Here is a 25,654-nt window from a genome sequence, read left to right on the forward strand (position 1 = left end):
AGAGCCTTGACCGCGACGCTATGCCGCGCCGCGGGGCCAAACTCTGGGTCCTACCAAGCCTTACAGGGTGGCGTGCAGACCTTGGAGGTCATACACATCCAGATGTTGCATGTGCTTCAGGCCTTCCACCGCGGCGCGGGCGCCGGCGATGGTCGTGTAGTACGTCACACGCTGGGCCAACGCCGCTTGGCGGATCGAGCGCGAGTCAGCAATCGCGGTACGCGTCTCGTCGACGGTCGTGAACACGAGTGCGATCTCGCTGTTCTTGATCATGTCGACGATGTGCGGACGGCCTTCCTTCACCTTGTTGATCACGCGGACCGGAATGCCGGCGGCTTCGATGGCCGAGGCCGTGCCACGCGTCGCGACGATCGGGTAGCCCAGCGTATGCAGCGCGCGGGCCACTTCCACCGCAGCTGGCTTATCGCTGTCCTTGACCGTCATCAGCACGGTACCCTTCTCGGGCAGGCGCGAACCGGCGGCGAGCTGGCTCTTGAAGAGCGCCTCGCCGAAGGTCTTGCCGACGCCCATGACTTCGCCAGTGGAGCGCATTTCCGGTCCAAGCACCGGGTCAACGCCCGGGAACTTGTTGAACGGGAACACGGCTTCCTTGACGCTGTAGTACGCCGGCACGACTTCTTTCTCGATGCCTTGCGAATCCAGCGACTGGCCCGCCATGCAACGCGCCGCCACCTTCGCCAGCGAGACGCTGGTCGCCTTCGACACGTACGGCACCGTACGCGACGCACGCGGGTTCACTTCCAGCACGTAGACGATGTCTTGGCCATCGCGTTGCTGGATGGCGAACTGCACGTTCATCAGGCCGACCACGTTCAGGGCCTTGGCCATCGCGGCGGTCTGACGCTTGAGTTCATCGACGGTGGCTTGCGACAGCGAGTACGGCGGCAGCGAGCACGCCGAATCGCCCGAGTGCACGCCGGCCTGCTCGATGTGCTCCATCACGCCGCCGATGAACACGCGCTTGCCATCGGAGAGGCAATCCACGTCGCATTCGATGGCGTCGTTCAGGAAGCGGTCGAGCAGCACGGGGCTGTCGTTCGACACCTTCACGGCTTCACGCATGTAGCGCTCGAGGTCGCGCGGCTCGTGCACGATTTCCATCGCGCGGCCACCCAGCACGTACGACGGGCGCACCACCAGCGGGTAGCCGATTTCTTCGGCCAGCTTGAGGGCTTCGTCTTCGGCGCGCGCGGTGCGGTTGGGCGGCTGACGCAGGCCCAGCTCGTGCAGCAGCTTCTGGAAGCGCTCACGATCTTCAGCCGCATCAATCATGTCCGGCGACGTGCCGATGATGGGCACGCCATTGGCTTCCAGATCCAGCGCGAGCTTCAGCGGCGTTTGGCCGCCGTATTGCACGATCACGCCAACCGGCTTTTCCTTGTCGACGATTTCGAGCACGTCTTCCAGGGTCACCGGCTCGAAGTACAGGCGGTCGGAGGTGTCGTAGTCCGTCGAAACGGTTTCCGGGTTGCAGTTGACCATGATGGTCTCGTACCCGTCTTCGCGCAGTGCCAGCGCGGCGTGCACGCAGCAGTAGTCGAACTCGATGCCCTGGCCGATCCGGTTCGGGCCACCGCCCAGCACCATGATCTTCTTGTTGCTGGTCGGCTGGGCTTCGCACTCGCCGTGCTCGGCTTCGTACGTCGAATACAGGTACGCGGTATTGGTCGCAAACTCGGCGGCACAGGTGTCGACGCGCTTGTAGACCGGGCGGACCTTCTCAGCGATACGCTTTTCGCGCACAGCCTGGGCCGTCGTCTTCATCAGCTTGGCAAGGCGGCGGTCGGAGAAGCCCTTCTGCTTGAGCAGGCGCAGCTCGGCAGCCGACAGGCTATCCAGCGTGCGCGCCTTCACCAACGCTTCGGTCTTGACGATGTCTTCGATCTGCGCAAGGAACCACGGGTCCACAGCGGTCTCGGCGTACACCTCGTCGATCGACAAGCCCAGGCGGAATGCGTCGCCCAGATACCAGATGCGGTCCGGGCCAGCTTCGCCGATTTCTTCGATGATCTCGTCGCGGTCGGTGGACTTTTCGTCCAGGCCATCCACGCCGACTTCCAGGCCGCGCAGTGCCTTCTGGAACGATTCCTGGAAGGTGCGGCCCATAGCCATCACCTCGCCCACCGACTTCATCTGCGTGGTCAGGTGGCTGTCGGCCTGCGGGAATTTTTCGAATGCGAAACGCGGCACCTTGGTGACCACGTAGTCGATCGACGGCTCGAACGACGCCGGGGTTGCGCCACCGGTGATCTCGTTCTTCAACTCGTCCAGCGTGTAGCCCACGGCCAGCTTGGCCGCGACCTTGGCGATCGGGAAGCCCGTCGCCTTCGAGGCCAGCGCCGACGAACGCGACACACGCGGGTTCATCTCGATCACAATCATCCGGCCATCTTGCGGATTGATCGAGAACTGCACGTTCGAACCGCCCGTGTCGACGCCGATCTCGCGCAGCACGGCCAGCGAGGCGTTGCGCAGGATCTGGTATTCCTTGTCAGTCAGCGTCTGTGCCGGGGCTACGGTGATGGAGTCACCGGTGTGGATGCCCATCGGGTCCAGGTTTTCGATCGAGCAGACGATGATGCAGTTGTCCGCCTTGTCGCGCACGACTTCCATCTCGTATTCCTTCCAGCCGAGCAGCGACTCTTCGATCAGCAACTCGTTGGTCGGCGAGAGGTCGAGACCGCGCTTGCAGATCTCTTCAAATTCTTCGCGGTTGTAAGCGATGCCGCCGCCCGTGCCGCCCAGCGTGAACGACGGACGGATCACGATCGGGTAGCCGCTCGTGCCGGTTTCCTTGGCTATCTGCGACTGTACGGCCACGGCTTCGTCCATCGAATGCGCGATGCCCGACTTGGCCGAACCCAGGCCGATCTTGGTCATCGCGTCCTTGAACTTCTGGCGGTCTTCGGCCTTGTCGATGGCTTCGGGCGATGCGCCGATCAGCTCGACGTTGTACTTGGCCAGCACGCCGTGGCGGTGCAGGTCGAGCGCGCAGTTCAGCGCGGTCTGGCCACCCATGGTCGGCAGGATCGCGTCCGGGCGCTCCTTGGCAATGATGCGCTCGACCACTTCCCAGGTGATCGGCTCGATGTAGGTCACATCGGCCGTGCTGGGGTCGGTCATGATCGTGGCCGGGTTGCTGTTGACCAGGACCACCTTGAAGCCTTCTTCACGCAGCGCCTTGCAAGCCTGCGCGCCGGAGTAATCGAACTCGCACGCCTGGCCGATGATGATCGGACCCGCGCCGATGATCAGGATGGTTTTAATGTCTGTACGTTTTGGCATAACCCGCTCGATTCGATTAATTCAGTGTGGCCGTCGCCAGCTTGGCGGAAAAGCCGATAAACATGGCGCCGACACCGCTGCTCATACCGGCAGACAGGCGTCGTCGCGCGCGGAACGCCGCGGCCAGCCGCGCGCCCACGAAGATGATGGTGGTCAGGTACAGGAAGCTGCAGACTTGGCAGACCAGCCCCAGCACGACGAACGACACCACCGGCAATGCGTAGTGCGGATCGACGAACTGGATGAAGAACGAGATGAAGAACAGGATCGCCTTCGGGTTCAGCAGGCTGATGATCAGCGCCTTCTTGAAGGGATTCGCTTCGTCAGCCGGTGCCGCGCTCTGCTCAGCCGACTCGCCTGCCTTGCGTGCACGCCAGTTGTTCAATGCACCGCGCAACATCTGCAAGCCGATCCACGCCAGGTACGCCGCGCCGATGTACTTCACGACGTAGAACAGCGCCGGACTCGCCTTCAGCAGCGAAGCCACGCCCGCCGCCGACAGCACCATCAGGATGGCATCGCCCAGAAACACGCCGCATGCGCCCTGGTAGCCCGCGCGCACACCGCGACGGGCCGCCACCGACAGCACGTACATCGAGTTCGGACCCGGCAGCAGCACGATAAAGATCGTGCCGAGCAGGAAAGTCCAGAACTCGGTGACGCCGAAGTGGGCGAGCATGAAGGCGTTCATGGCGATGCTGTCTCGTTTGCGTTATTGCTTCGCCGCGTCCATCGCCGCCGTGAAGCGGTCGAACAGATACGCGATGTCGTGCGGGCCAGGCGAGGCTTCCGGGTGACCCTGGAAGCAGAATGCCGGGCGGTCCGTAAGCTCGAAGCCCTGCAGCGTGCCGTCGAACAGCGAGACGTGCGTCACGCGTGCATTGGCCGGCAGCGAGTCCGGGTCCACCGCAAAGCCGTGGTTCTGCGAGGTGATGAGCACGCGGCCGTCCTGCAGATCCTTGACCGGGTGGTTCGCACCGTGGTGGCCGGTCTTCATCTTGAGCGTCTTGGCGCCGACGGCCAGGCCCATGATCTGGTGACCCAGGCAGATGCCGAATGTCGGGAGGCGGCGGTCGAGGAATTCCTTGGCAGCGGCGATGGCGTAATCGCACGGTTCCGGATCGCCAGGGCCGTTGGAGAGGAACACGCCGTCCGGGTTGTGCGCCAGTACGTCGGCAGCGCTGGTCTGGGCCGGCACCACTGTCACGCGGCAGCCGCGCTCGGCCAGCATGCGCAGGATGTTGAACTTGACGCCGAAGTCATACGCAACCACGTGGTACTTCGGGGCGTCCTGCTTGCCGTAGCCTCGGCCCAGCTCCCATTCGGTCTGGGTCCACTCGTACGGCTCGGTGACGGACACCACCTTCGCCAGATCCATGCCCGACAGGCCCGGGAACGAACGTGCCAGGTCGATGGCCTTCTGGACGTTGTCTTCGCCGGCCAGGATGCAGCCGTTCTGGGCACCCTTTTCACGCAGGATGCGGGTCAGCTTGCGGGTGTCGATACCGGCAATGGCGACAACCTTCTCGCCCTTCAGGTAATGCGAGAGCGAGTGTTCCTTGCGGAAGTTCGACGCGAGGATCGGCAGATCCTTGATGATGAGACCGGCGGCATGGACTTTCGTGGCTTCGACATCCTCACGGTTCACGCCGACGTTACCGATGTGCGGGTACGTGAGCGTGACGATCTGGCGCGAGTAGCTCGGATCGGTAAGGATTTCCTGATAGCCGGTGATGGCGGTGTTGAACACCACTTCGCCGATCGTATGACCGGCCGCACCGATGGAATAGCCACGAAAGACCGTGCCGTCTGCAAGCGCGAGAATGGCGGGCGGGAAAGACGGCAACACGGGTAGCTCCTGCTGGATTCACCCTGTGCCGACCTGATCGCCTTGGCGCCGAAGCGGAATTCCGGCTGCGCGGAATCCGGGCCGTTTGCGCGTCGAAACCGGGGCGGAACTCACCAGGAAACGAGGCAGACGGGGCAGTAGGCGGGAGGTAGGAAGCGGTTGGCGCTAGGGTGATGGGTTTCTGAACTCAAACCTGACAAGTATACCCGCGCACCACAAAAAACTCAATGAAAGGAAGGACTTAACGCCGGGTAGCCCGCCAATTGTGACGTCCCGGTGCGCCCGACACCCCGCACCCAAGCGGGCGCGAGCGTCACTTTTCTGTGCGCCGCTACCCTTGCATAGCGGCCTGCACTTGCGCCAGCGCAGTCGGGTCCTCAATCGTGGTCAGGTCGCCCGGATCGCGCCCTTCGGCCACCGCCTGCATCGCCCGGCGCAGCAGTTTGCCCGAGCGTGTTTTGGGCAGTGCGTTGACGAAAAACACGCGTGACGGCCGCGCCACCGCACCCAACTGCGCCTCCACGGTGCGCATGAGCTCTCCTTCCAGCGCAAGGCGATCGGCCGACTCGGCAACGCGTGACGCGTCGCGCACGATGGCAAAGCCCATCGCCACCTGCCCCTTCAACTGGTCCGCCACCCCCACCACGGCCACCTCCGCGATCGCGGGATGGGACGACAGGCTCTCTTCGATCTCGCGCGTGCCCAGGCGATGGCCCGCCACGTTGATCACGTCATCGGTGCGCCCGAGGATGGTGATGTAACCCTCAGCGTCCCGCACACCCCAGTCGAAGCTGGAATAGATCTGGCCACCAGGAAACGCCGACCAGTATGTCTTGAGGAAACGCGCGTCATCCCGCCAGACGGTGCTCATGCAGCCCGGCGGCAGCGGTGCCGTCACGGCCAGCAGCCCCTTCTCGCCCGGTGCGCAGGGCTGGCCGGTCACCTCGTCGAGAATGTCGAGCTTGTAGCCATAGACCGGGAAACCGGGCGAACCCAGCTTTTGCGTTGACGGCTCCACGCCCTGTGGAATGGCCAGCATCGGCCAGCCGGTTTCGGTCTGCCAGTAGTTGTCGACGATGGGCTTTTGCAATGCTTCGCCGATCCAGCTTGCGGTGGGCTCGTCCAACGGTTCGCCCGCCAGGAACAGGCGGCGCAGGCTGGACAGGTCATGTCGGTGCAGCAACGCCGGATCCTGCTTTTTGAGCACCCGGATCGCCGTCGGCGCTGTGAACATCACGTTGACCCGGTGCTGCTCGACAATGCGCCACCAGACGGCGCCGTCGGGGCGGATGGGCGTGCCCTCGTACATCACTGTCGTCAGGCCAGCGAGTAGCGGCGCATAGACGATGTAGCTGTGGCCCACCACCCAGCCGACGTCCGACGCAGTGAACATCGTGTCGCCGGCCTGTGCGCCGAAGATCAGCGGTATCGACGCAGCCAATGCCACCGCATAACCACCCGTGTCGCGCTGAACGCCCTTGGGCTTGCCGGTCGTACCCGAGGTGTAGAGGATGTACGACGGCTCGCTCGACTCCATCCACTCGCACGGCACATCGGCATTCGCATGCTCGCTGCCAAGCGCGGCGTAGTCGACATCGCGCGCGTTGTGCCGCATTGGCGCCAAGTTGCGATTGACGAGCAGCACGCGCTCGGGCTTATGCACTGCCAGGTCGATGGCGGCGTCGAGCAGCGGTTTGTACTCGACCACCTTGCCCGCGCGCGAGCCCGCGTCCGCGCTGACGATAACGCGCGGCGTGGCATCGTCAATGCGCGTAGCCAGGCTGTTGGATGCGAAGCCGCCGAACACCACCGAGTGGATCGCCCCAATGCGCGCGCAGGCCAGCATCGCAAACGCGGCCTCAGGAATCATCGGCAGGTAGATCAACACCCGATCGCCGCGCTTGACGCCCAGCGCCTGCAGGCTGGCCGCCATGCGGTTGACCTCGCGGTGCAGCTGGCGATACGTGTACGTCGTCTCGATGCCGGTCTCAGTGGACACATACACCAGCGCCGCCTGCTCGCCACGCGTGGCGAGATGACGATCCACCGCGTTGTGGCACAGATTGGTGCGCCCGCCGACAAACCAGCGCGCAAACGGCAAGCGTAAATCGTCGAGCACGGCGGCGTATGGCGTCTGCCAGTCGATGCGCTGGGCTTGCTCGTGCCAGAAGCCGGAAGGGTCGTCGACGGAACGCTGGTACAGCGCGCGGTATGCGGCGGACATGGGCATGACGTTGTCTCCTGGCCGACCCACTGCGTGGCGCGCCGGCTCAATGTTCGATGTGCTCGATGCGGCTACTGTGCGACCGCCAACTTACGCAGGTCTTACCGCAGTCCAAAAAGAAAACGGCGCCCCGCAGGACGCCGCTTTAGTTTGCCAGCTTCAGCGCTTCTTGCGCTTGGCCGATGTGCTGGCCACCGGCCTGGCCTTGACGACCGGCTTGCCGGCCACCTTGGCTGTCGGGACCCGCCCGGTCGACGCCGCCGCCGACGTTGCCGATACGCGCACCGCACGCACACGACCACCGCCCCGCGCCTGCGGCAACATCAGCACCACGTTGTGGCCCCGCGGGATCGCATCGCCCGGCAACTGGTTCCACGCACGGATCTGCGCCACCGACACGCCATAACGCCGCGACAGGCCGGCAACCGTATCGCGCTTGCCTGCGCGCACCACCACCTTTCTCAGGTCAGGCATGTCGGGTTCGACAGCCATGGTGGCGTTTTCGGCCAGTTCAGGGCTGATATCCGGCGCATCGTCCTTGGCGCCGTCCGCGCGCGGCACGACCACCGTGGAACCCGCTTTCAGGCGCATGCCTTTGGGAATGCGGTTGATCTCGCGAATGGTATCGGGATCGACCTTCAACCGCGCCGCCAGGGCCTCCACGCGCTCGCGGTTGCCCACCGTCACCGCCGTCCAGCTCGACAGGCCGCCGCGATACGTATTCAGGTTGTACTGAAACGTTTCCGCGTTGTCGTACGGCAGCAGAATTTGCGGATTCGAGGCCCCCAGGATCACCGGCCGGTTGAACGACGGGTTGAGCGCCTTGAACTCATCCATCGGCAGATTGGCCAGCCGCGCCGCCAGCACGACATCAATGTCACGTGAGGTCGTGACGGTGACGAAATACGGGTGGTTCGGGATGTCCGGCAACCTGACGCTGTAGCGCTCGGGGTTGGCGATGATGTTCTTCACCGCCTGGAGCTTGGGCACGTACATGCGCGTCTCGGCCGGCATGTTCAGGTTGACGTAGTCCGTCGACAGGCCCGCCGCCTGGTTGCGCGCAATCGCCCGGGCGACCGAGCCCTCGCCCCAGTTATAGGCGGCCAGCGCCAACTGCCAGTCGCCAAACTGATCGTGCAGCTTGGAGAGGTAGTCCAGCGCGGCGTCTGTCGAGGCGAGCACGTCGCGGCGCTCGTCCTGGAAGACGTTCTGCTTGAGGTTGTAGGTTCGGCCGGTACTGGGGATGAACTGCCACATCCCGGCTGCCTTGGCACTCGACACTGCCTGCGGGTTGAACGCACTTTCCACGAACGGCAGCAAGGCCAATTCGGTGGGCATGTTGCGCCGCTCCAGTTCTTCGACGATGTGATACAGGTAGCGGTTCGAGCGCTCGACCATGCGCTGGAACGCTTCCGGACGCTGCGCATACCAATCGGCACGGTCATCCACGGCCGAGTTTTGCAGATCGGGCATGGAGAAGCCTTGGCGAATGCGCGCCCAGAGATCCTTGGCCGGCCCTTTCAGGGAGGCCACGGGCTGCTGATCAACATTGACGACCGGCGCATTTTTGCCGGAAGCGGAGGCAGAGGCGCTTGTGCTGGCAGTGTCGGCATTCGGAGCGGGAGCCGTAGCACAGGCCGCGAGAAGCAGACTGAGCACAGATGCCGCAAGAAGTCGCACGGATCGCATCAAGTTCTGAGGGGTTGGACCTAAAAATTGCCCCAGATAGTAAGAAACGCATCCCGCCACGTCAACCCGCGTAGACCCGACATCTGCCTCGGCAAACACCCGTCGCGCAGGCGGTGATCCCCCGCGCGGCGTGTATTCTCAACGGAAACCGTTCTTCCACTCGCGCAAAGCGGCGAATACGGCCACCGGATCTTTTGTGCCGATCGCGGCGTGACGCGCCACCGCTTGCGTCACTTCGGGCGCATCTGACCGCATGAACGGGTTGGTCGCGCGCTCATGGCCAACCGTGGTGGGCACGGTCGAGCGGCCCTCGGCCCGCAACGCCGCAACCTTGTCCTCCCAGGCGGCCAAGCTGGCGTTGCCCGGCTCGACAGCGCGCGCAAAGCGCACATTCGATGCGGTGTATTCATGCGCGCAGTAAACAAGGGTGTCTGGCGCCAGCGCGGCCAGCTTGGCCAGCGACGCGCGCATTTGCGCAGGCGTGCCTTCAAAGAGACGGCCGCAACCCGTCGCGAATAGCGTATCGCCGCAAAACAGGCTGGCGGGCGTCTTGTCGCCCTGCAGATGACCGACGTAGGCGACGTGGCCACTGGTGTGCCCCGGCACATCAATCACGCGGAACGTGGCAGCCGGTTGGGCAAGTGCAACGATGTCGCCTTCGCGTACGGCTTGGGTGCGGCACGGGATGGATTCGCCTGCCGGACCGATCACCGGCAACGGTACCCCTTCGGGATTCTCCGGATACGCCGCGACCAGTTCCCGTACCCCGCCGACGTGATCGCCGTGATGATGTGTGATTACAATGGCACCGAGCGCCAACCCGCGCTCCTGGAGGAAGCGCAGCACGGGTTGCGCGTCGCCTGGGTCCACAACAGCAGCCACGCGGCCATCGTGAAGTGCCCAAATATAATTATCGGCAAACGCAGCGATCGCCTCTACCTCAAGTGCTACTTCCGACGGCACACCACCCTGGACCATGCCTGACTCCTCTAACGATCGCCGCATTATAGATTGGCACCACTGGCTGGCTTCACCGCCTGGGCAATACGTCCTGCGCTGGGAGCAGGCGCAATTCGATCGCACCGTCGCCGACATGTTCGGCTTTCATGCGCTGCAACTCGGCCACCCGGGCTTTGGCGCGCTGCGCGAGAACCGCATCCCGCTGATTGCGCGCGTGATCGACGACATCGACCCAACCGCCCCCATTGAAACGCTCAACCCGATGGACGGCGACCCGGCCGAGCCCGGAGACGCCTCAGCCGACGCAGAGAGCGATGCCAGTGCCCCGCAACGCCAGGCCAAGCCCCGTGTGATCTGCCGTTACGACGAGCTGCCGTTCGCCTCGCAGAGTATCGACCTCGTAGCCCTGCCCCACGTGCTGGAGTTCACCGACGACCCGCATGAGGTACTGCGCGAAGTGGCGCGCGTGCTGATGCCTGAGGGGCGATTGATCATCACCGGATTCAACCCGCTGAGCCTGTGGGGCATGCGCCAGGGCATGCGGCGCCTGGGTACGGAATCGTTCCTGCCCGCGCAGAGCCAGATGATTGCGTTCACCCGCCTGAAGGACTGGCTCAAGCTGCTCGGATTTGATATCGTGCGCGGCCGTTTCGGCTGCTACCGGCCGCCCAACCGCACCGAGAAGTGGCTGCAGCGTACGGCCTTCATGGAGAAGGCTGGTGATCGCTGGTGGCCAATCTTCGGGGCGGTCTACATGCTGCAGGCCGTCAAGCGCGTGCGCAGCATGCGTATGGTTGGCCCCGCGTGGAAGACCCGCAAGTCGCCCGCGCTGGTGCCGGCCGGCACGCCAGTCGCCACGCCATCGGGTTCGCACTCGACCAAAGCACCGCCGGCCGCCGCGTGCGACGGCAAATCAGGCGCATAACGCACGCTCACCAGCGCCCCTCCCACCACTCACTGATCGCTTTCGCTTTATTCATGCAGGAAGTCACCGTCTATTCCGATGGCGCATGCAAGGGCAACCCCGGCCTTGGCGGCTGGGGCACCGTGCTCGTCTCGGGCGGCCACGAAAAAGAGCTCTTTGGCGGCGAGGCCGTCACCACCAACAATCGCATGGAGCTGATGGCCGTCATCGAAGCGTTTCGCGCGCTCAAGCGGCCGTGCCGGGTCAAGGTCTACACCGATTCGCAGTACGTGCAGAAAGGCATCAGCGAATGGCTGGCCGGCTGGAAGGCACGCGGCTGGAAAACGGCCGACAAGAAGCCCGTGAAGAACGATGACCTGTGGCGCATCCTCGATGAACTCGTCGTCACACACGAGGTGAGCTGGCACTGGGTCAAGGGCCATGCTGGCCACCCGGGCAACGAACGCGCCGATGCGCTCGCCAACAAGGGCGTGGAACTGGCGCGCAAGGCAATCCAGACCGGCGCCTGACGCTTCTTACTTGCAAGCTCGCAGATGGGCGCGCTGTCACCAGCAGTGCAACGCGTGCAGCAGAAGAAACCCAGGTTTGACGCAGGTCCAAACGCCTTCGTAATGACATTGCATTCATCGACTCGCGCCATACACTGGAGCAAAGGCGGCGCACGGTGCATCGCCGTTTTTTCATGGAGGCCGGCCATGAAATCGATTGAATTCCCCGCGGGCACACCCCGCTACTGCGCGGCAGATCTCACCCTCACCTGCACCGCCAGCGTTGACGGCACCTACGCCTGCTATGCGGTGACGGCGGAGGCACTGGAAGAGCATTTCGGCGCCCGTTCCTGGCGGCAAGAGGATCTGCTGCAGGCAATGGAAACCCATCGCGGGACCATCGAAGACATGGCCCGCTCACTATTCAAATTGACTGATTCACACGACATCGTGCTGCGCAGCGGACACTTCCGCTTTGGCATGTAGCTCGACATCTCAGAAGGTGACGTCACCCCGGTTGCGTCACTTGCCAGGCACGTTCGCCCGCACCAGAACAGCGAATAGCCTTGGGGGACCGGGGGAGAAAGGGGCGCCATCCGGGACAGCGGACAACATCGGCAGGGCCTCGCCACCCACCCATTTTTGGAGGCACGCCGTGCAAGCACCGATCGATCTCTCTCTCGAAGTCTTTCGCACTCAGCTACAAACCGCCCTGCACACCCTGACCACTCTGGAGGAAACGCAAGAACGCGCGCTCAAAATCACGCTCAAGGGCGTGGAAGATGCAGAGCGGCGTGCACTGCAAGCCTGCGCCTCGGTTTCCGAGGCCGCCAACTGGGAAGACCTGGCCTCGCTGCCGGCCGCCCTGCTGCAAACCCGTATCGAGCAAAGCAGTCGCCTCTTCCAAACCTTCCTGAGCATGGCGAGCGAGCAGCAGAACGCCCTGCTGCAACAGGCCACCACATCAGCGGAAGCCTGGCGCACGCTGGCAACACATTGGGGAGATGAACCGATGATCGCGCCCGTCCGCGCACTGTTCGGCGCACTGGGGACCGCAGAACTGCCGGGCATGCCGCAAACGCTTCAGCCTTCGGACAAGAAAAAGGCGAGCGCAAAGAACGCTGAGCCCGCCGCCCCGGCGGTGTGAGCACAGCAACTCACCGACGGTTGACGCGCTAGTCAGGCTTGCACTCGTACTTCATCTCGCGCCGACCGTCTTCGTAGACCACTTCCAGCCGACAGGTGAAGCCCCAGAGTCGGGTGACGTGGCGGACCATCTCTTCGTAGTTGCTGCCCAGGGGGCGACGGTTGTTCTGCTGATGCCGCATGGTCAACGAACGATCACCGCCCACGTCCACATTGGTGACCTGGATGTTCGGCTCGATGTTCGACAAGTCGTACTGGCTGGCCAGCAACTGGCGGATCATGCGATAACCCTCGTCGTCGTGGATGGCAGTCACGCGCAGCTTGGGCTCGCGGTCATCATCCAGTACCGAGAACAACTTCAACTCGCGAATCACCCGCGGCGACAGGAACTGCAGCAAGAAGCTCTCGTCCTTGAAGTTGCGCATGGCAAAGTCGAGCGTCTCCTGCCAGTCACTGCCCGCAATCTCGGGCGCCCAGCGGAAATCCTCATCGGTGGGTGCTTCGCAAATGCGGCGGATGTCCTGAAAGATCAGGAAGCCCAGCGTGTACGGGTTGAAACCGCTGTAGTACGGGCTGTTGTACGGCGGCTGGTAAATCACATTGGTGTGCGCCTGCAGCAACTCCAGCATGAAGGCATCGTTGACGAGCTTTTCGTCGTACAGCTTGTGCAGGATGGTGTAGTGCCAGAACGTAGCCCAGCCTTCGTTCATGACCTTGGTCTGCCGCTGCGGATAGAAGTACTGCGCAATCTTGCGCACGATGCGCACGATCTCTCGCTGCCAGGGCTGCAACTTGGGCGCGTTCTTCTCGATGAAGTAGAGAAGGTTTTCCTCCGGCTCCGGCGGAAACTTCGGTTCCGGCTCTGGCGCATCGTCTGCGGTGGCCAGCGCATGCGCGCGGTGCTTGGGCAGTGTGCGCCACAAGTCATTGACCTGCGCCTCCAGGTATTTTTCGCGTTCGTCCTGGCGTGCCTGCTCTTCGGTAATCGACAGCTTCTTGGGCCGGCGATAACGGTCCACACCGTAGTTCTGCAGCGCGTGGCAGGAATCGAGCAGCAACTCCACTTCTTGCTCGCCATAACGGCGTTCGCATTCGGCCACATAGCTCTTGGCGAACAGCAGGTAGTCGACGATGGCGTCGGCGTTGGTCCAGGTGCGGAACAGGTAGTTGCCCTTGAAGAAGGAGTTGTGGCCGTAGCAGGCGTGCGCGATCGTCAGCGCCTGCATGGGCATCGTGTTCTCCTCCATCAGGTAGGCGATGCAGGGGTTGGAGTTGATGACGATCTCGTACGCCAGCCCCATCTGGCCACGCTGGTAGCCGCGCTCGGAAGCCAGAAAGTGCTTGCCATACGACCAGTGGTTGTAGCCCAGAGGCAGGCCGGATGACGCATAGGCATCCAGCATCTGCTCTGCGGTGATGATCTCGATCTGATTCGGATACGTGTCTAGGCCAAAATCGCCGGCAATGCGGGCGATGTTCTGGTCATAGAGCTTGATCAGATCGAAGGTCCATTCCGAGCCAGTCGAAAGATAGGCCATGCTCGTTCCCCGTTGACTCCGTCACACGCTGGCGCGTGCTCTCCGAAGCAGCGCCACGGGCACTGCCGTTCAGGTGGTGCGCTTCTGGAACAAATCGTGCAATACCGGATAGATTTCGTCAGCCTTGAGGATGCGCTGCATCGCGAAGTTCTCGTATGCAGCCTGCACCGTAAGATACTCCTCCCACAGGTTCTGTGGCTCCGTCGAGACCACCTCGATGTAGGCGAAATACTGCGTCACCGGCAGGATCGATTCGCGCAGCAGCTGGGCGCAAAGCTCTGAATCCCCTGCCCAGTTATCACCGTCCGATGCCTGGGCACAGTAGATGTTCCACTGGCTCGGTGGGTAGCGGTCATGGATCACTTCCGTGACGAGCTTGAGCGCGCTCGATACCACCGTGCCGCCAGATTCCCGTGAGTGGAAGAAATCCTCCTCACTCACCTCCTTGGCTACGGTGTGGTGCCGGATGAAGACGACGTCGATGCGCTCGTAGTTTCGCTTCAGGAACAGGTACAGCAGCATGAAGAAGCGCTTGGCAAGATCCTTGCGCTGTTCATCCATCGAGCCCGACACATCCATCACGCAGAACATCACTGCCTGCGCCTGAGGGCGCTTGCGTTGCACGCGATTGTTGTAGCGCAGGTCGAGCTTCTCGATAAAAGGCACACGGTCCAGGCACGAGCGCAGGTGCCGCATCTCTTTCGTCAACTCCAACGCGCGCGCACAGTACGGCCCGTCGTTCTGGAGCACCTCGTTGTACTCAGTCTCCAGTTCATGCAGGCGCCGCTGATACGGGCTGGATAGCGCAATGCGGCGACCGAGGGAGCTGCGCATCGTGCGCAAGATAGACAGGTTCGAAGGCGTGCCGTCCAGCGAGTAGCCGGCGCGCACCTTGCGCACTTCCGCGATCTTGGCCAAGTGACGCTTGGCCATGTCGGGCAGTGCCATGTCCTCGAAGAAGAAGTTGAGGAAATCCTCGCGCGAGAGCGTGAAGACAAAGTCGTCCTCGCCCTCGCCTGAATCGCTGGCCTGAGAGCCCGCACCGCCGCTGCCCTGCTGCTGACGGTCAAAGCTGTCGCCCCGGACAAACTGCCTGTTGCCGGGGTGGACGCCTTCCCGGCGCCCGCCCGAGCCGTGGTGGAACATGGGCTCGGAGATGTCCTTGACCGGAATGGACACCTGCCCGCTCTGTTCGATGTCCATGATCTTCCGGCCGGACACCGCCTTGGCCACCGCGCGACGAATCTGGTCCTTGTAGCGCTTGATGAAGCGCTGCTTGTTGACGGTACTCTTGCCGCCGCCGTTCTCTCGCCGATCGATGATCGTGCCCATGTGGCTGCCCTCGGTTGGAAGTTATCTGCTTCGCGCCTCTCCTTAAGACGACTTCCGTACGCGCAGATACCACTCCACCAGCAGGCGCACCTGCTTCTCCGTATAGCCCTTCTCCACCATGCGGTTGACGAAGTTCTCGTGCTTGGCCCGATCGTCGTGCGACGACTTGGCGTTAAACGAGATCACCGGCAGCAGATCTTCCGTGGTCGAGAACATCCGCTTTTCGATCACCGCGCGCAGCTTCTCGTAGCTGGTCCAGAGCGGGTTCTTGCCCCCATTCTTGGCCCGCGCGCGCAGCACGAAGTTGACGATCTCGTTGCGGAAGTCCTTCGGGTTGGAAATGCCCGCCGGTTTCTCCACCTTCTCCAGCTCGTCGTTCAAGGCACTGCGATCGAGAATCTCGCCGGTGTTCGGATCGCGGTACTCCTGATCCTGGATCCACAGGTCGGCAAACACCACATAACGATCGAAGATGTTCTGCCCGTACTCCGAATACGACTCCAGATAAGCGGTCTGGATCTCCTTGCCGATGAACTCCACATAAGGCGCAGCGAGGTACTCCTTGATGTAGGACATCAGCTTGGATTCGGTCTCCGGCGCAAACTGTTCACGCTCGATCTGCTGCTCGAGCACGTACAGCAGATGCACCGGGTTGGCCGCCACCTCCGCCCCATCAAAATTGAAGACCTTGGACAGCACCTTGAAGGCAAAGCGCGTCGACAGCCCGGTCATGCCCTCATCAATACCGGCAAAGTCGCGGTACTCCTGATACGACTTGGCCTTCGGGTCGACGTCCTTGAGGCTCTCGCCGTCGTAGACGCGCATCTTGGAGAAGATGTTGGAGTTCTCCGGTTCCTTGATGCGCGTGAGCACCGCAAACTGCGCCATCATCTTCAGCGTGTTCGGCGCGCACGGCGAGTTCGACAGCGAGCTGTTGCGCAGCAGCTTGTCGTAGATCTTCACCTCGTCTGACACACGCAGGCAGTACGGCACCTTGACGATGTAGATGCGGTCGAGGAAGGCCTCGTTGTTGCGATCGGACTTGAAGCTCTGCCACTCCGCCTCGTTCGAGTGCGCCAGAATCACGCCATCAAACGGGATTGCACCAAAACCCTCGGTGCCCTTGTAGTTGCCCTCCTGCGTGGCCGTCAGCAACGGGTGCAGCACCTTGATAGGCGCCTTGAACATCTCCACGAACTCAAGCAATCCACGGTTGGCCAGGCACAGCCCGCCGGAGTACGAGTACGCATCCGGATCGTCCTGCGGATAGTCCTCCAGCTTGCGGATATCGACCTTGCCGACCAGTGACGAGATGTCCTGATTGTTCTCATCGCCGGGCTCGGTCTTGGAGATCGCAATCTGCGAGAGCACCGACGGATGCAGCCGCACCACACGGAAGCGCGTGATGTCGCCGTTGAACTCATGCAACCGCTTGACCGCCCACGGTGAGGCAATCGAGTTCAGATAGCGCCGTGGAATGCCGTAGTCTTCCTCCAGAATCTTGCCGTCTTCCTCGGGCGAGAACAGCCCGAGCGGGGACTCGTGAATGGGCGAGCCCTTGAGCGCGTAGATGGGAATCTGCTCCATCAGCGCTTTCAGCTTTTCAGCCAGAGAAGACTTGCCGCCCCCCGGAGGCCCGAGCAGATAGAGAATCTGCTTGCGTTCTTCAAGACCCTGCGCGGCATGCTTGAAGAACGAGACGATCTGCTCGATCGTGTCCTCCATGCCGTAGAACTCCCGGAAGGCCGGGTAAATGCGGATGACCTTGTTGAAGAACAACCGCGACAGCCGAGGATCGTGGTGGGTATCCACAAGTTCGGGCTGGCCGATTGCAGCAAGCATGCGCTCGGCTGCGGTCGCATAAGCGGTGGAGTCCTTCTTGCAGATATCCAGGTACTCCTGGATGCTGTACTCGTCCTCTTTGCGAGCTTCGAAACGCGTAGCGTAGTGGCGGAAAATATCCATATCTCCCCCGTAGATTTCTTCCTCACCACCAGCATGGTTATGCTGGAACGAGGCTAGTTCTTGCGTGCGTTGAATGCGGTACTTATTCCACTGTAGACCAATCACGGATGAGCACAAGAACGCTTGAGCCTGCCAAGCGGTGCACAACCAATCGTGATCGCATTAGCGCTCGACGTGATGCAGTGCCAAATCGCAACGGCTCGCAATCGCATCAGCATATTCATGCACAGCAATCTGTTGTCACCACTCGCACCGTTGACGCGCCCACGCGAGGTGGAGCAGAAAGCGTACCCAGTTCCACGTGTGCGCTCGCATGTTTGTACGTAACCGATCTGTATGAGTTCCCACCAACCGCCCCAACAGAAGCAGGGGTTATCCCGGCCCCGTTCGCGTTCAGTGCTTGTTGTGGTGTTGCATGCGTAGCGACCCGGGCGGCCGCCCCGTTGTGCCGGCAACTTTCCTTCCGTTGCGCAACGGTCAATTGCACATAACGGGGCGAGTGGCCTCGATTCGGTGCAAGCGCCACGCGCACGAAGCAAGCGGGTTGATTGTCTTTTTTTACGCCAGCGAGGAGATGCCGAAGCGTGCGCGGGAACAAATAACGAAAGACGGCAAAGAAAAAAGGCCCTCGGCGATTGCCAGAGGGCCTTTCTTTTGCGATTGCTCGCGAATTTGGTGGTGGTACAACTACCGAACAGATACGGCAAACCCAGCCGCCAAGCCATCCGATTTTTCAAAATCCGAAAAATACCCCCAAAAATACCCCCACACCAACCCCTCTGCCATACGGCGCTTACCCGAAGTAGAACCAGCTCGCCGCAAGTGCCAGCACAATCAACGTCAGCACCCATGGCCAGCCTGAGCGCCCTGGTTCTGCCTCGTCGCGCGGGTTAGCCGCGCTGCGAGAGTACGACAGACCGGTGCCGGGGATGCCTGCAGTGGCACGAGGGCCACGTCGGCTGCCAACATTCAGCGTCGCCCCCTTCCCGCCGATGGAAAGTGATATGCCTGACTTGCTGACGTTCAGATGCAAGCCCGGGGCAATTTTGACGCGGCGTTGAAATCGGAATGGCATAGCTGCGCTCTCCCTCTGCTAGGTGATTCTACGCCCGAGATCTGTGCCGGCGTACGCCCTCTATCGCTCTGAAACCTGTACCATCTGTCGGGTGTCACCATGTTTCCCGAGCCAGCCCGCCGCGAGCGGGCTTTTGCACCTCCGACTTACGAAATGGGGAGCAAGATGGCAGAGGGAATCGCAAATCGCCGTGCTCAGATTGAACGGCTCAAAGCGAAGCGGCGCAAATACCATGGCGGCGCACGTGATCGACGAGATATAGGGCGATGGGTGCGGACCCCTGCTCCTTGCAGTTGTTGGATGTGTGGCAACCCGCGCAAGTATCAGCGCCAGCGCACGATCAGCGAACGGCGCTGGTATCAGAGCGTCGGTGATGAAGGGGAACCCAGTGCATCGGCTACGTATTAGGCACACCTAATGCACAATGACGTAGAGTCCAAGGCTGCGCCATCCATCCGCGTCATGCCATGTCACCACGTTCCGCCGGCACATTCTTCGCCAGGCTGATCCCATCCATTATTTCTGACCTTCGTCGCATTGCGAGCCGCTCACGCGGCGAAACCACGGTCGAAGATCTCCAAACCGAGGCGTGGCTCGTAGCGGAGGAGTTAAGCCGAGACCGCGACCCTCCGCCAGATGCGAGCGACAGGGGCTTCCAGCAGCAAATACTCGGCCGCCTCTACAACCGCTTTGTCAAATTCGCAGACCAGCACCTGCGGTTCGCTGCGCGTATCGACGAGCAGAGAGAAGGCGATGACGGAGGGGTGCGCGAGAATGCTATCGCGGCAGCCTTAGCAGCTCCGCCAGAGTACGACCCATCTCGGGCTATCGAAAATCGAGAAGACGAGCGCAGACAAGAACGGCAGATCCTCGGGTATTTCGCTGAGGCTGTTGCATACCTTCGCATCTTCGCAGCGATGAAAAACGATCGATGCGCCGTCGCCGATCACCTGGCGATTGGCGCCGGCACCTTGCGCAGAAGAATCGAACATGCCGAGTGGACAGTGAAAATCCAACCGTCACTGTTCGATGGCATCACGGCTATACCAGACGACTTCATGCCCCCACGTGGTAACCGCCTCACACTGGTTACCACTCGCAACGAAAGTCGGCTGCCGATCCCTCTCTCGCAGTTCCGGCTGTTTGTCCGAGCCTACATCCCCATACGCGGAATCTGATCGCGTCTCAGCGGTAACCCCAGTTGGTAACTTGTTCGGATGGTGCCCCGCTAACGCGGTCGCGCGGTCGCCGGTACCCGCGGTGCCCGAAGCGCCGAAGGACCCGGGCGCGGCCGGGCGGCTGACCAACCCCGTCAATTCGCCCGGGATTGTGCTTTCTCGGGCGCGCCGCCCCCGACATGGGAGCAGCACGTGCGACGCTCCTAGCGCGTCCTATAGCGTCTGGAGCAAGCTCAACAACGCGATGGAATTGCCGTGGGTGTAGAGCAGTTCCGCACTCCCGCCCACTCGTGGTGTGGCGAGAGCAGTAACGTAGCTCACTTCTTACCCCCTGACTTGATTGGCGCGACCCGCAGATCTCCATACCAGAGCACCATCCAGTTTTCGATCCATACGTCACCAAAGACGACAGGAACAGGCGTGCCCTGGTCGACGGTTGGCACGTTGACATCTTGCAACGTAGAGGCAGGCGGATCACTCGGTCTTGGCCTCATCGCAACGCTCAGGATGTACGTCACGACCATGATGGCAAGTTGAATCCATCCGTTCATTGGAATCTCCTCAATACATGAGACGGACCACACAGACGCCCGTCGATTCGGGTCAGCATGTAAAGCTGACCATCCAAGAAACTGATGCTAGGAAGAGGCTCATCACTCCCTGCGCTTCGATACCGATCAGTGCTTCACATGACTGCCGCGCTTGAGTTGCTTCTCGATCTTCGCCGATTGCTCTGCAAGCGCCAGAGCTTTGGCCACGTCTCCGCGTGCGGCGGAAAGAAATGCAAGCACCATGTTCGTTGGCTCATTCGCTTGGGCTTGCTGGTTGGCGAAGTCCTTCGCGACGGCTTCAGCCAGGCGACGATGTTCACGGGTAGGCTTGGTAGGCATAGGATGTCATCATGAATGAGAAGTGGCCGCGTCACCCTCGCAAACCCATACAGAACGGGTGGCACCAGGTCAGCGGCCATCGCATCTGCAGCGGTGCCTGCACACGCGTTTCGGCACCAAGGAAAATCAGGTCGCCGCCGCTCTGGCAGCCTCCAGCTCGGCCAAAATCTCTTCTCGCTGCTTGCGTAGCTTGATCAAATCTGTATCGATCCTCGACAAGCGTTTAGCTCGATCAGCCGCGCTGATACCGTTCCTAAGCTCGCTTCCCCAAACCCGACCAACAAGCTCTGGCAAGCGGTCTTCAATCAGCGGGCGCATGAAAAAAACCAGTGCCGCCGGGTCCGCGGGCGGCTGCGATATATCCAAGCCTCGATACTGCCCGACGTACTCACCATTACCGGCACGGTGGCGCTTCGTGCCAAGCAAATGGCCGCCCTCAGCATCGTTGTCAATCCACTCTCCGTCGAGCTTAGAAAGGGTGTCTGGTGTCCAATGCCAACTCAGGCTCTCGATAAAAGCCCTCTCATGATTTTCAAGGCCCTTTTTCAGCCAAGCGATAAAAGACGCTGTATCTGGGGGAAGCTTCGCCACACGCGCACGTTCCCCTTCAAGGTCGGCAATTTCCCTATCAAGGGTGCCGATCGAGTTTCGCGCACCAGTCAGCGCCACCAGAAAATCACGAATTGCCATGGATCAGCTCCGATTGATCCAGCGCAGGGCTGGTGAAGTTTCGGGAAGATTGACATCGCGCGTTGCGAGCCATCGGGCCAGTTCGGTGCGATCGATGCGGACGCCCTCCATGACTTCGCGCGGCTTCCGCCATTGCGCGCCATCGATAGTGAGGGTAATGAAGTGGATGTCGTCGATACTGCATAGATCGCCGGCCACGAGGGCGCTTTTCAGCGCAGCCACCACCGTTCCGGCGCGTGCATGGTCATAGTCCGCAAGCAACATAGCAACCCGCATGAGATCGACCGCATCAGCTTGTGGTACCTCGGCGGCCGGCATCAGCTTTCTGAGTTCATCCATCGGATTCATCTCGCGTATATCGTGATGCCAATGATGGGCGGGCAGCCGCATCTCTGAAAGTGCAATAGTGCAATTTGGCCTCTCTTTTGCACTACCCGCCAGATCGCCTGTAGTACTGCGCCCGAATGGTCGTCGGCTCCCGATGGCGCAGACGTGCGACCTCGGCGCACGCGGCATCGATTTTCCAGCCCGCAGCGCGTAGTGCATCAACCTCCGCGCGGACGGCGTCACCAACCTTCGGTTTGCGCCGGATAGCCTCTCGGGCCGCATACATCGTGGACTGTCCGTGGGCGCGCAGCCGCATGCCCACATAGCGGTGCCCGTCGGCTCCCCAATGGGAGAACGCGAGTGGGCGCAACACATCAATAGGGATGCCTGCGATCCACGCTACTAGTTGAATGAGGGCTTCGCGCTCCCCCTCGATCTCGATGTCTCGGTTGTTCACTCCTCTGCCCCTTCTGCTTTCCTGCTGCAAACCCTGCGAAGTGCGAACCCTGCGAAGACGCACGAATTCGCACACCTAGTCGGTGATCGGGGTCGCCGGTACCCGCGGGACCCGAACCGCGGAAGGACCCGTGCGCGGTCGGCTGCCACGCCAACCCCGTCAATTCAGCCGGGATTTCGGCATCTTTTCTCGGGCTCGCCACCTGGGGCGGTGAAGTCGACACGTATTCAACGTGTCCGGTGCATCCAACCACTCGTGATGCCGCCAGCCCAGCGCTGTTCCCATCTGACATCGCACCGGCACGCCGCTGTCATGGAGCGTCCTGTGTTCACAGGTGCAGCACTTGCGAATAGCGTCATGCTCGGCCATTGCCTGTCGTGCGATGTCAGCGACACGCGCCACAGCCTCGATAGCGCCCAGACGCTCACGGAAGTGCGCCAGCTCGTCGGCCAGGCTGGAAACAGGCTGACGAGCAACCAAACCCAGCAAATGCGCCCGGTGGTCACCTGGCCAACCCTCTATGTCAGCCACCTTGCAGATAGTGGCCCGGAGGTCAGCAAGCAAACCCGCTACGCGCTCCGGCGACATCGGGAGGCACCACGGCATAAATGGCCCATCCGCCACCGGGTAGTCCGACGAATCGGCGGCGTCATTCGCGGCCCGTCGCAGATAGGCCACGATTTCTGTCTTGTGGGCGGCGAGTTCGGGCTTGAGCGCGGCAATTGAATCGGCAGGACCGCGCAACTTCACCCCATCGCCATTCAAAGACAGGCGGACGCCCATGGCCTTCGCCTTGCTCAGGATCTGTGCAACGCTCATACCTCGTCCTCCGCGTCATCGTCGGCAGATTTCAGACGAACAACGCCACTCCCTCCGCTGTGGCGGTCTTCGCGTTCCTCTTTAGAAACGGCGGTCTTCGCCTGCCCGCAAACCCTTGCTTTTCTGGAAGACCGCCACGGTTCCCGAAGACCGCCACCGTTTAGGGAGTGGCGGGGTTCGTCATCTTCGTGGCGGACTTCGGCGGGAAGCACCCACACCCAGCCTTCTTTCATACCGGCTTTGCGAGCCTCGACCCCCAGTTCACGCTTTGCGCGTTCGATGGTGCGCCAGGAGTACCCAGCTCCAGCCGCGTCAGACTTAATGACCTTCACCGACGCTGGGCCATCCTCCAGCATCGAGCGCAGGAAGTCGGCAGCCTCATCGCGCTCTGTCCGTTCTTCCTGGTCTTCTTCGTGCTCGACATCCCCCAGGATCTCGCGTGCGGTGCCCTGTATCAGTTCACCCCACACAATCCGGCTGGCCGTGATGCCGACACCGGCCTCCACCAGCTCGATCGAGTAACTAACGCCGCCGTCATCAGGGGATATGTTGGACTTGGCTCGGGCGAGGATGCGGCGCTCTGCTGCTTCATCCTTGCCGGCCACCAGCACCATGCGTGCAAGCGCAACGAACGCCTGAGAGCCGATCACGCGCTCGGCCGGGCTCGCTCCCCGTGTTCCCTTGGCAAAGTGCGAGATCCCCAGCACAGCGCAACGATGTGCCGCAGCCACGTTCACCAGATCCTGCAGGTTGCGACGCACGTCATTCACCCGGTGGGCATCGCCAGACACGGCGCTGACAATGGGGTCGACAATCAGTAGATTGGCATCCTGCATTTCCGCCAAGCGCTCAGACAGCAGGTGCATGTCTCTGGCCGGGTCGAACGGCTGCAGCTCGCCGTTCTCGTTTGCCACAGCTTGTGCAAAGTGGATGCGCCGCAGATCGGCACCAGCGGCCATCAGGCGCGGGACCAGCGTGTCGGCCGGGTCATCCTCGCTTGACCAGATCAACACTCCCCCTGGTTTCTTCATCCGGGAGCCATCCGGCCATGTGCCCCCTTTGGTGACAATGGCCGCCATTGCGAGCGCCAGCGTGGTTTTTCCGGTGCCAGGCGAGCCGGCCAAGAGCGAGATCTTCCCAGCGGGCAACCAGTCTGGCCACAGCCAAGTGATGGCTTCCGGCACAACTTCCGCGGCGCACGTCAGCAATAGGCGAAGGCTGGCCGGTTGCTCCCGCTTTGCCTGGACTGCCTCGAAGGTGGCTTGCGCCTCAGCCGTCGCCGGGACCAAGTTCTCAATGAGCCCCATGCATAGCCCCCTTCTTGAGAATGACGATGGCGGGATGCCGCTCGCCTGTCAGCAACCACAAGCGCCGTGGATTCGCCTGCAAGATGCCGGCGATCAAACCCCGTACTAGGCCGCAACTCGTGTCGTCGTCGATCAACAGCTCGCAATCGAGGCCTTGGAACGCCGACAGATCGTCGTTCGGGCTCGGTTTGTATCCAGGCGTGACGGAAACTGCCGGCACCCATTTCGCGATGCGGCCGCCGGCCTGGATAACGATCCAGCCATGACGCAGTGTCAGCCCCGAAGCGCGTGCGCGATGAAGTGGCAGTAGCCAGATAGGGCAGCGCGAGGCGTGAGCGCCCCCGCCCGGCTGCCCGTGCAGTCGGTTGAGTCTCAGATTCATAGGTACTAGGCTCCCAGCAGGTACCAGGCAGTCGCGCAGAGGCGGCGCTGCGAGATCAGAGCGTGGTGATGCGGGACAAACCCGCTCGGTAGGGTCATTGCTCCACCTCGGTGGCTAGATCGAGCAGCAGCTTGGTTTCAAGCGCCAAGTCTTCAGCGAGCCCCATGACGGAATCCAATTCGTCGGTTTCAAGGCTTTCCAAAGGACCTCCATCGTTGGAGCGGAGTAAGCGCAGCAATGCGTGTAACTGATCGATCTTGGTCGAAGCCATCACCCTCGGTGGACACCCCGGGAGGCGATCCGCGACGAAGGTGTCATCGCCCTCAACACAGGCCGCAATGTTGTAGCGAGACGTGGAGGAAGCCGCAGTATTGGAGGTGAGCTTAGGCATGGCACACCTCCGCGTGGATAACCCTCTGCACCAACTGCGCGAGTTCGGCCAGCAACAAAGCCGCATCAGCAATGGTTTCGCGGTCGCAATCGTCTTGCGATACCGCGTCCGCAATCATCATTGAGATGGCAGCCATGCCGTCGGTGATGACCGGCGTGTTATGCACCGATAGCAAACCCACGCTGGCGCCATCGTTCTTGTTGGTTTGCTCGGTGAGCGCAATGACCTTAGACATGGCTCACCTCCACAGCGACGAACACCACACCAACGATGGCGTCAGCAATGCCTTGCTCGAAGGCTTCGTTGAACGCGCGGCGACGCTCTGCCGACTCGGTGAAGCCCATGCCGCACGCATGCGCGACAAAGCGGTTGTCGCGCCACGTGGCGGCGGACATCACAGGGTTTTCCAGCCAGAGCACGGCGGCGGCTCGGCCTGCGGCGATTGAGAGGGGAAATTGCTTTTGCTCAGGGCGAGCGGGGGCATGGCGCATGGTGCGGCCTCCTACGTTGCTGGTGGAGGCCCGCCGCTCATTCTCACGTGAGGGGTGGCGGGCCTGACAGCGGGGGTGAGAAACCGGAACGTAGGCACCGGCCAGCCCGAAGGCTGCCCCGCCCGGCCCGCCGTGATCGAAGGCGTGCGAAGGCGTGACGGACATAAAAAATGCCGCTCTCGGCGGCTGTCCGCCTACGTTGCTCGGGTTCTCACGCCCGGTCGC

General features: G+C 62.0%; 26 protein-coding genes. 5 read left to right on the plus strand and 21 right to left on the minus strand.

The annotated features are described in order from the left end of the window. Nucleotides 1-60: 60 nt before the first annotated feature. The 6 genes from carB to gloB all read right to left on the minus strand — a co-directional run bounded on the left by carB (nucleotide 61) and on the right by gloB (nucleotide 10,046). A complete protein-coding gene (gene carB / locus C404_RS42150; RefSeq protein ID WP_021194820.1) occupies nucleotides 61-3,306 on the minus strand; it encodes a carbamoyl-phosphate synthase large subunit in 3,246 nt (1,081 codons plus the stop codon). Between the two features lie 16 nt (nucleotides 3,307-3,322). Next, nucleotides 3,323-3,997 (minus strand): leucine efflux protein LeuE, encoded by a 675-nt coding sequence (gene leuE, locus C404_RS42155; RefSeq protein ID WP_021194821.1) that lies wholly within the window; start codon nucleotides 3,995-3,997, stop codon nucleotides 3,323-3,325. Nucleotides 3,998-4,018: 21 nt separating this feature from the next. After that, complete coding sequence (gene carA, locus C404_RS42160) at nucleotides 4,019-5,155, minus strand: glutamine-hydrolyzing carbamoyl-phosphate synthase small subunit (protein WP_021194822.1); 1,137 nt, start codon at nucleotides 5,153-5,155, stop codon at nucleotides 4,019-4,021. Between the two features lie 331 nt (nucleotides 5,156-5,486). Next, nucleotides 5,487-7,385: a propionate--CoA ligase gene (prpE, locus tag C404_RS42165; protein ID WP_021194823.1), complete on the minus strand. Its 1,899-nt coding sequence runs from the start codon at nucleotides 7,383-7,385 to the stop codon at nucleotides 5,487-5,489. Nucleotides 7,386-7,538: 153 nt separating this feature from the next. Next, nucleotides 7,539-9,068: a transglycosylase SLT domain-containing protein gene (locus tag C404_RS42170; protein WP_031329343.1), complete on the minus strand. Its 1,530-nt coding sequence runs from the start codon at nucleotides 9,066-9,068 to the stop codon at nucleotides 7,539-7,541. A gap of 138 nt (nucleotides 9,069-9,206) precedes the next feature. Further along, nucleotides 9,207-10,046 (minus strand): hydroxyacylglutathione hydrolase, encoded by an 840-nt coding sequence (gene gloB, locus C404_RS42175; RefSeq protein ID WP_021194825.1) that lies wholly within the window; start codon nucleotides 10,044-10,046, stop codon nucleotides 9,207-9,209. On the opposite strand from gloB, the gene C404_RS42180 reads away from it, so the two are divergent. From C404_RS42180 to C404_RS42195, 4 genes are all read left to right on the plus strand, one after another. Continuing rightward, nucleotides 10,045-10,953 (plus strand): class I SAM-dependent methyltransferase, encoded by a 909-nt coding sequence (locus C404_RS42180; RefSeq protein ID WP_021194826.1) that lies wholly within the window; start codon nucleotides 10,045-10,047, stop codon nucleotides 10,951-10,953. The genes gloB and C404_RS42180 overlap by 2 nt on opposite strands. Nucleotides 10,954-11,006: 53 nt before the next feature. After that, nucleotides 11,007-11,462 carry a ribonuclease HI gene (gene rnhA / locus C404_RS42185; protein WP_021194827.1) on the plus strand — a complete coding sequence of 152 codons (456 nt, stop codon included), beginning with the start codon at nucleotides 11,007-11,009 and terminating at the stop codon, nucleotides 11,460-11,462. 186 nt (nucleotides 11,463-11,648) lie between these two features. Continuing rightward, nucleotides 11,649-11,927 (plus strand): DUF1488 domain-containing protein, encoded by a 279-nt coding sequence (locus C404_RS42190; protein WP_021194828.1) that lies wholly within the window; start codon nucleotides 11,649-11,651, stop codon nucleotides 11,925-11,927. 169 nt (nucleotides 11,928-12,096) lie between these two features. Then, nucleotides 12,097-12,588: a hypothetical protein gene (locus tag C404_RS42195; RefSeq protein ID WP_021194829.1), complete on the plus strand. Its 492-nt coding sequence runs from the start codon at nucleotides 12,097-12,099 to the stop codon at nucleotides 12,586-12,588. 28 nt (nucleotides 12,589-12,616) lie between these two features. Here C404_RS42195 and C404_RS42200 read toward each other — a convergent pair whose 3' ends face one another. The 4 genes from C404_RS42200 to C404_RS60995 all read right to left on the minus strand — a co-directional run bounded on the left by C404_RS42200 (nucleotide 12,617) and on the right by C404_RS60995 (nucleotide 18,497). Next, nucleotides 12,617-14,125 carry a SpoVR family protein gene (locus tag C404_RS42200; protein WP_021194830.1) on the minus strand — a complete coding sequence of 503 codons (1,509 nt, stop codon included), beginning with the start codon at nucleotides 14,123-14,125 and terminating at the stop codon, nucleotides 12,617-12,619. A gap of 69 nt (nucleotides 14,126-14,194) precedes the next feature. Further along, nucleotides 14,195-15,457, minus strand: coding sequence for a YeaH/YhbH family protein (locus C404_RS42205; RefSeq protein ID WP_021194831.1), 1,263 nt, complete (start codon nucleotides 15,455-15,457; stop codon nucleotides 14,195-14,197). A gap of 42 nt (nucleotides 15,458-15,499) precedes the next feature. Then, nucleotides 15,500-17,422, minus strand: coding sequence for a PrkA family serine protein kinase (locus tag C404_RS42210; protein WP_021194832.1), 1,923 nt, complete (start codon nucleotides 17,420-17,422; stop codon nucleotides 15,500-15,502). Between the two features lie 793 nt (nucleotides 17,423-18,215). Continuing rightward, entirely contained in the window at nucleotides 18,216-18,497 is a 282-nt protein-coding gene (locus C404_RS60995) for a DUF4236 domain-containing protein (protein ID WP_081659356.1), read from the minus strand. 467 nt (nucleotides 18,498-18,964) lie between these two features. Between C404_RS60995 and C404_RS42220 the strand changes: the two genes are divergently transcribed. After that, complete coding sequence (locus tag C404_RS42220) at nucleotides 18,965-19,675, plus strand: hypothetical protein (RefSeq protein ID WP_021194834.1); 711 nt, start codon at nucleotides 18,965-18,967, stop codon at nucleotides 19,673-19,675. A 317-nt stretch (nucleotides 19,676-19,992) separates the two neighbouring features. Here C404_RS42220 and C404_RS42225 read toward each other — a convergent pair whose 3' ends face one another. The 11 genes from C404_RS42225 to C404_RS60670 all read right to left on the minus strand — a co-directional run bounded on the left by C404_RS42225 (nucleotide 19,993) and on the right by C404_RS60670 (nucleotide 25,333). Then, nucleotides 19,993-20,226 (minus strand): hypothetical protein, encoded by a 234-nt coding sequence (locus C404_RS42225; RefSeq protein ID WP_021194835.1) that lies wholly within the window; start codon nucleotides 20,224-20,226, stop codon nucleotides 19,993-19,995. Nucleotides 20,227-20,352: 126 nt separating this feature from the next. Continuing rightward, entirely contained in the window at nucleotides 20,353-20,565 is a 213-nt protein-coding gene (locus C404_RS42230; RefSeq protein WP_021194836.1) for a hypothetical protein, read from the minus strand. 126 nt (nucleotides 20,566-20,691) lie between these two features. Continuing rightward, nucleotides 20,692-21,255, minus strand: a complete 564-nt coding sequence (locus tag C404_RS42235) for a hypothetical protein (RefSeq protein ID WP_021194837.1) — start codon at nucleotides 21,253-21,255, stop codon at nucleotides 20,692-20,694. A 3-nt stretch (nucleotides 21,256-21,258) separates the two neighbouring features. Beyond that, nucleotides 21,259-21,603, minus strand: coding sequence for a hypothetical protein (locus C404_RS42240; protein ID WP_064496188.1), 345 nt, complete (start codon nucleotides 21,601-21,603; stop codon nucleotides 21,259-21,261). 82 nt (nucleotides 21,604-21,685) lie between these two features. Next, nucleotides 21,686-22,039, minus strand: coding sequence for a hypothetical protein (locus C404_RS42245; RefSeq protein WP_021194839.1), 354 nt, complete (start codon nucleotides 22,037-22,039; stop codon nucleotides 21,686-21,688). Nucleotides 22,040-22,198: 159 nt separating this feature from the next. After that, nucleotides 22,199-22,858, minus strand: coding sequence for a hypothetical protein (locus C404_RS42250; protein WP_021194840.1), 660 nt, complete (start codon nucleotides 22,856-22,858; stop codon nucleotides 22,199-22,201). Then, complete coding sequence (locus C404_RS42255) at nucleotides 22,855-24,165, minus strand: AAA family ATPase (protein WP_021194841.1); 1,311 nt, start codon at nucleotides 24,163-24,165, stop codon at nucleotides 22,855-22,857. The genes C404_RS42250 and C404_RS42255 overlap by 4 nt, the downstream gene beginning before the upstream one ends. After that, nucleotides 24,152-24,547 carry a hypothetical protein gene (locus C404_RS42260; RefSeq protein ID WP_021194842.1) on the minus strand — a complete coding sequence of 132 codons (396 nt, stop codon included), beginning with the start codon at nucleotides 24,545-24,547 and terminating at the stop codon, nucleotides 24,152-24,154. The genes C404_RS42255 and C404_RS42260 overlap by 14 nt, the downstream gene beginning before the upstream one ends. A 94-nt stretch (nucleotides 24,548-24,641) precedes the next feature. Further along, nucleotides 24,642-24,938 (minus strand): hypothetical protein, encoded by a 297-nt coding sequence (locus C404_RS42265; protein WP_021194843.1) that lies wholly within the window; start codon nucleotides 24,936-24,938, stop codon nucleotides 24,642-24,644. Then, the gene (locus C404_RS42270) at nucleotides 24,931-25,173 is read right to left on the minus strand and encodes a hypothetical protein (RefSeq protein WP_021194844.1); all 243 of its coding nucleotides are present in this window, start codon (nucleotides 25,171-25,173) and stop codon (nucleotides 24,931-24,933) included. The genes C404_RS42265 and C404_RS42270 overlap by 8 nt, the downstream gene beginning before the upstream one ends. Then, the gene (locus C404_RS60670; protein ID WP_021194845.1) at nucleotides 25,166-25,333 is read right to left on the minus strand and encodes a hypothetical protein; all 168 of its coding nucleotides are present in this window, start codon (nucleotides 25,331-25,333) and stop codon (nucleotides 25,166-25,168) included. The genes C404_RS42270 and C404_RS60670 overlap by 8 nt, the downstream gene beginning before the upstream one ends. Nucleotides 25,334-25,654: the final 321 nt, after the last annotated feature.

Source organism: Ralstonia sp. AU12-08, assembly GCF_000442475.1.
Taxonomy (GTDB): Bacteria; Pseudomonadota; Gammaproteobacteria; order Burkholderiales; family Burkholderiaceae; genus Ralstonia; species Ralstonia insidiosa.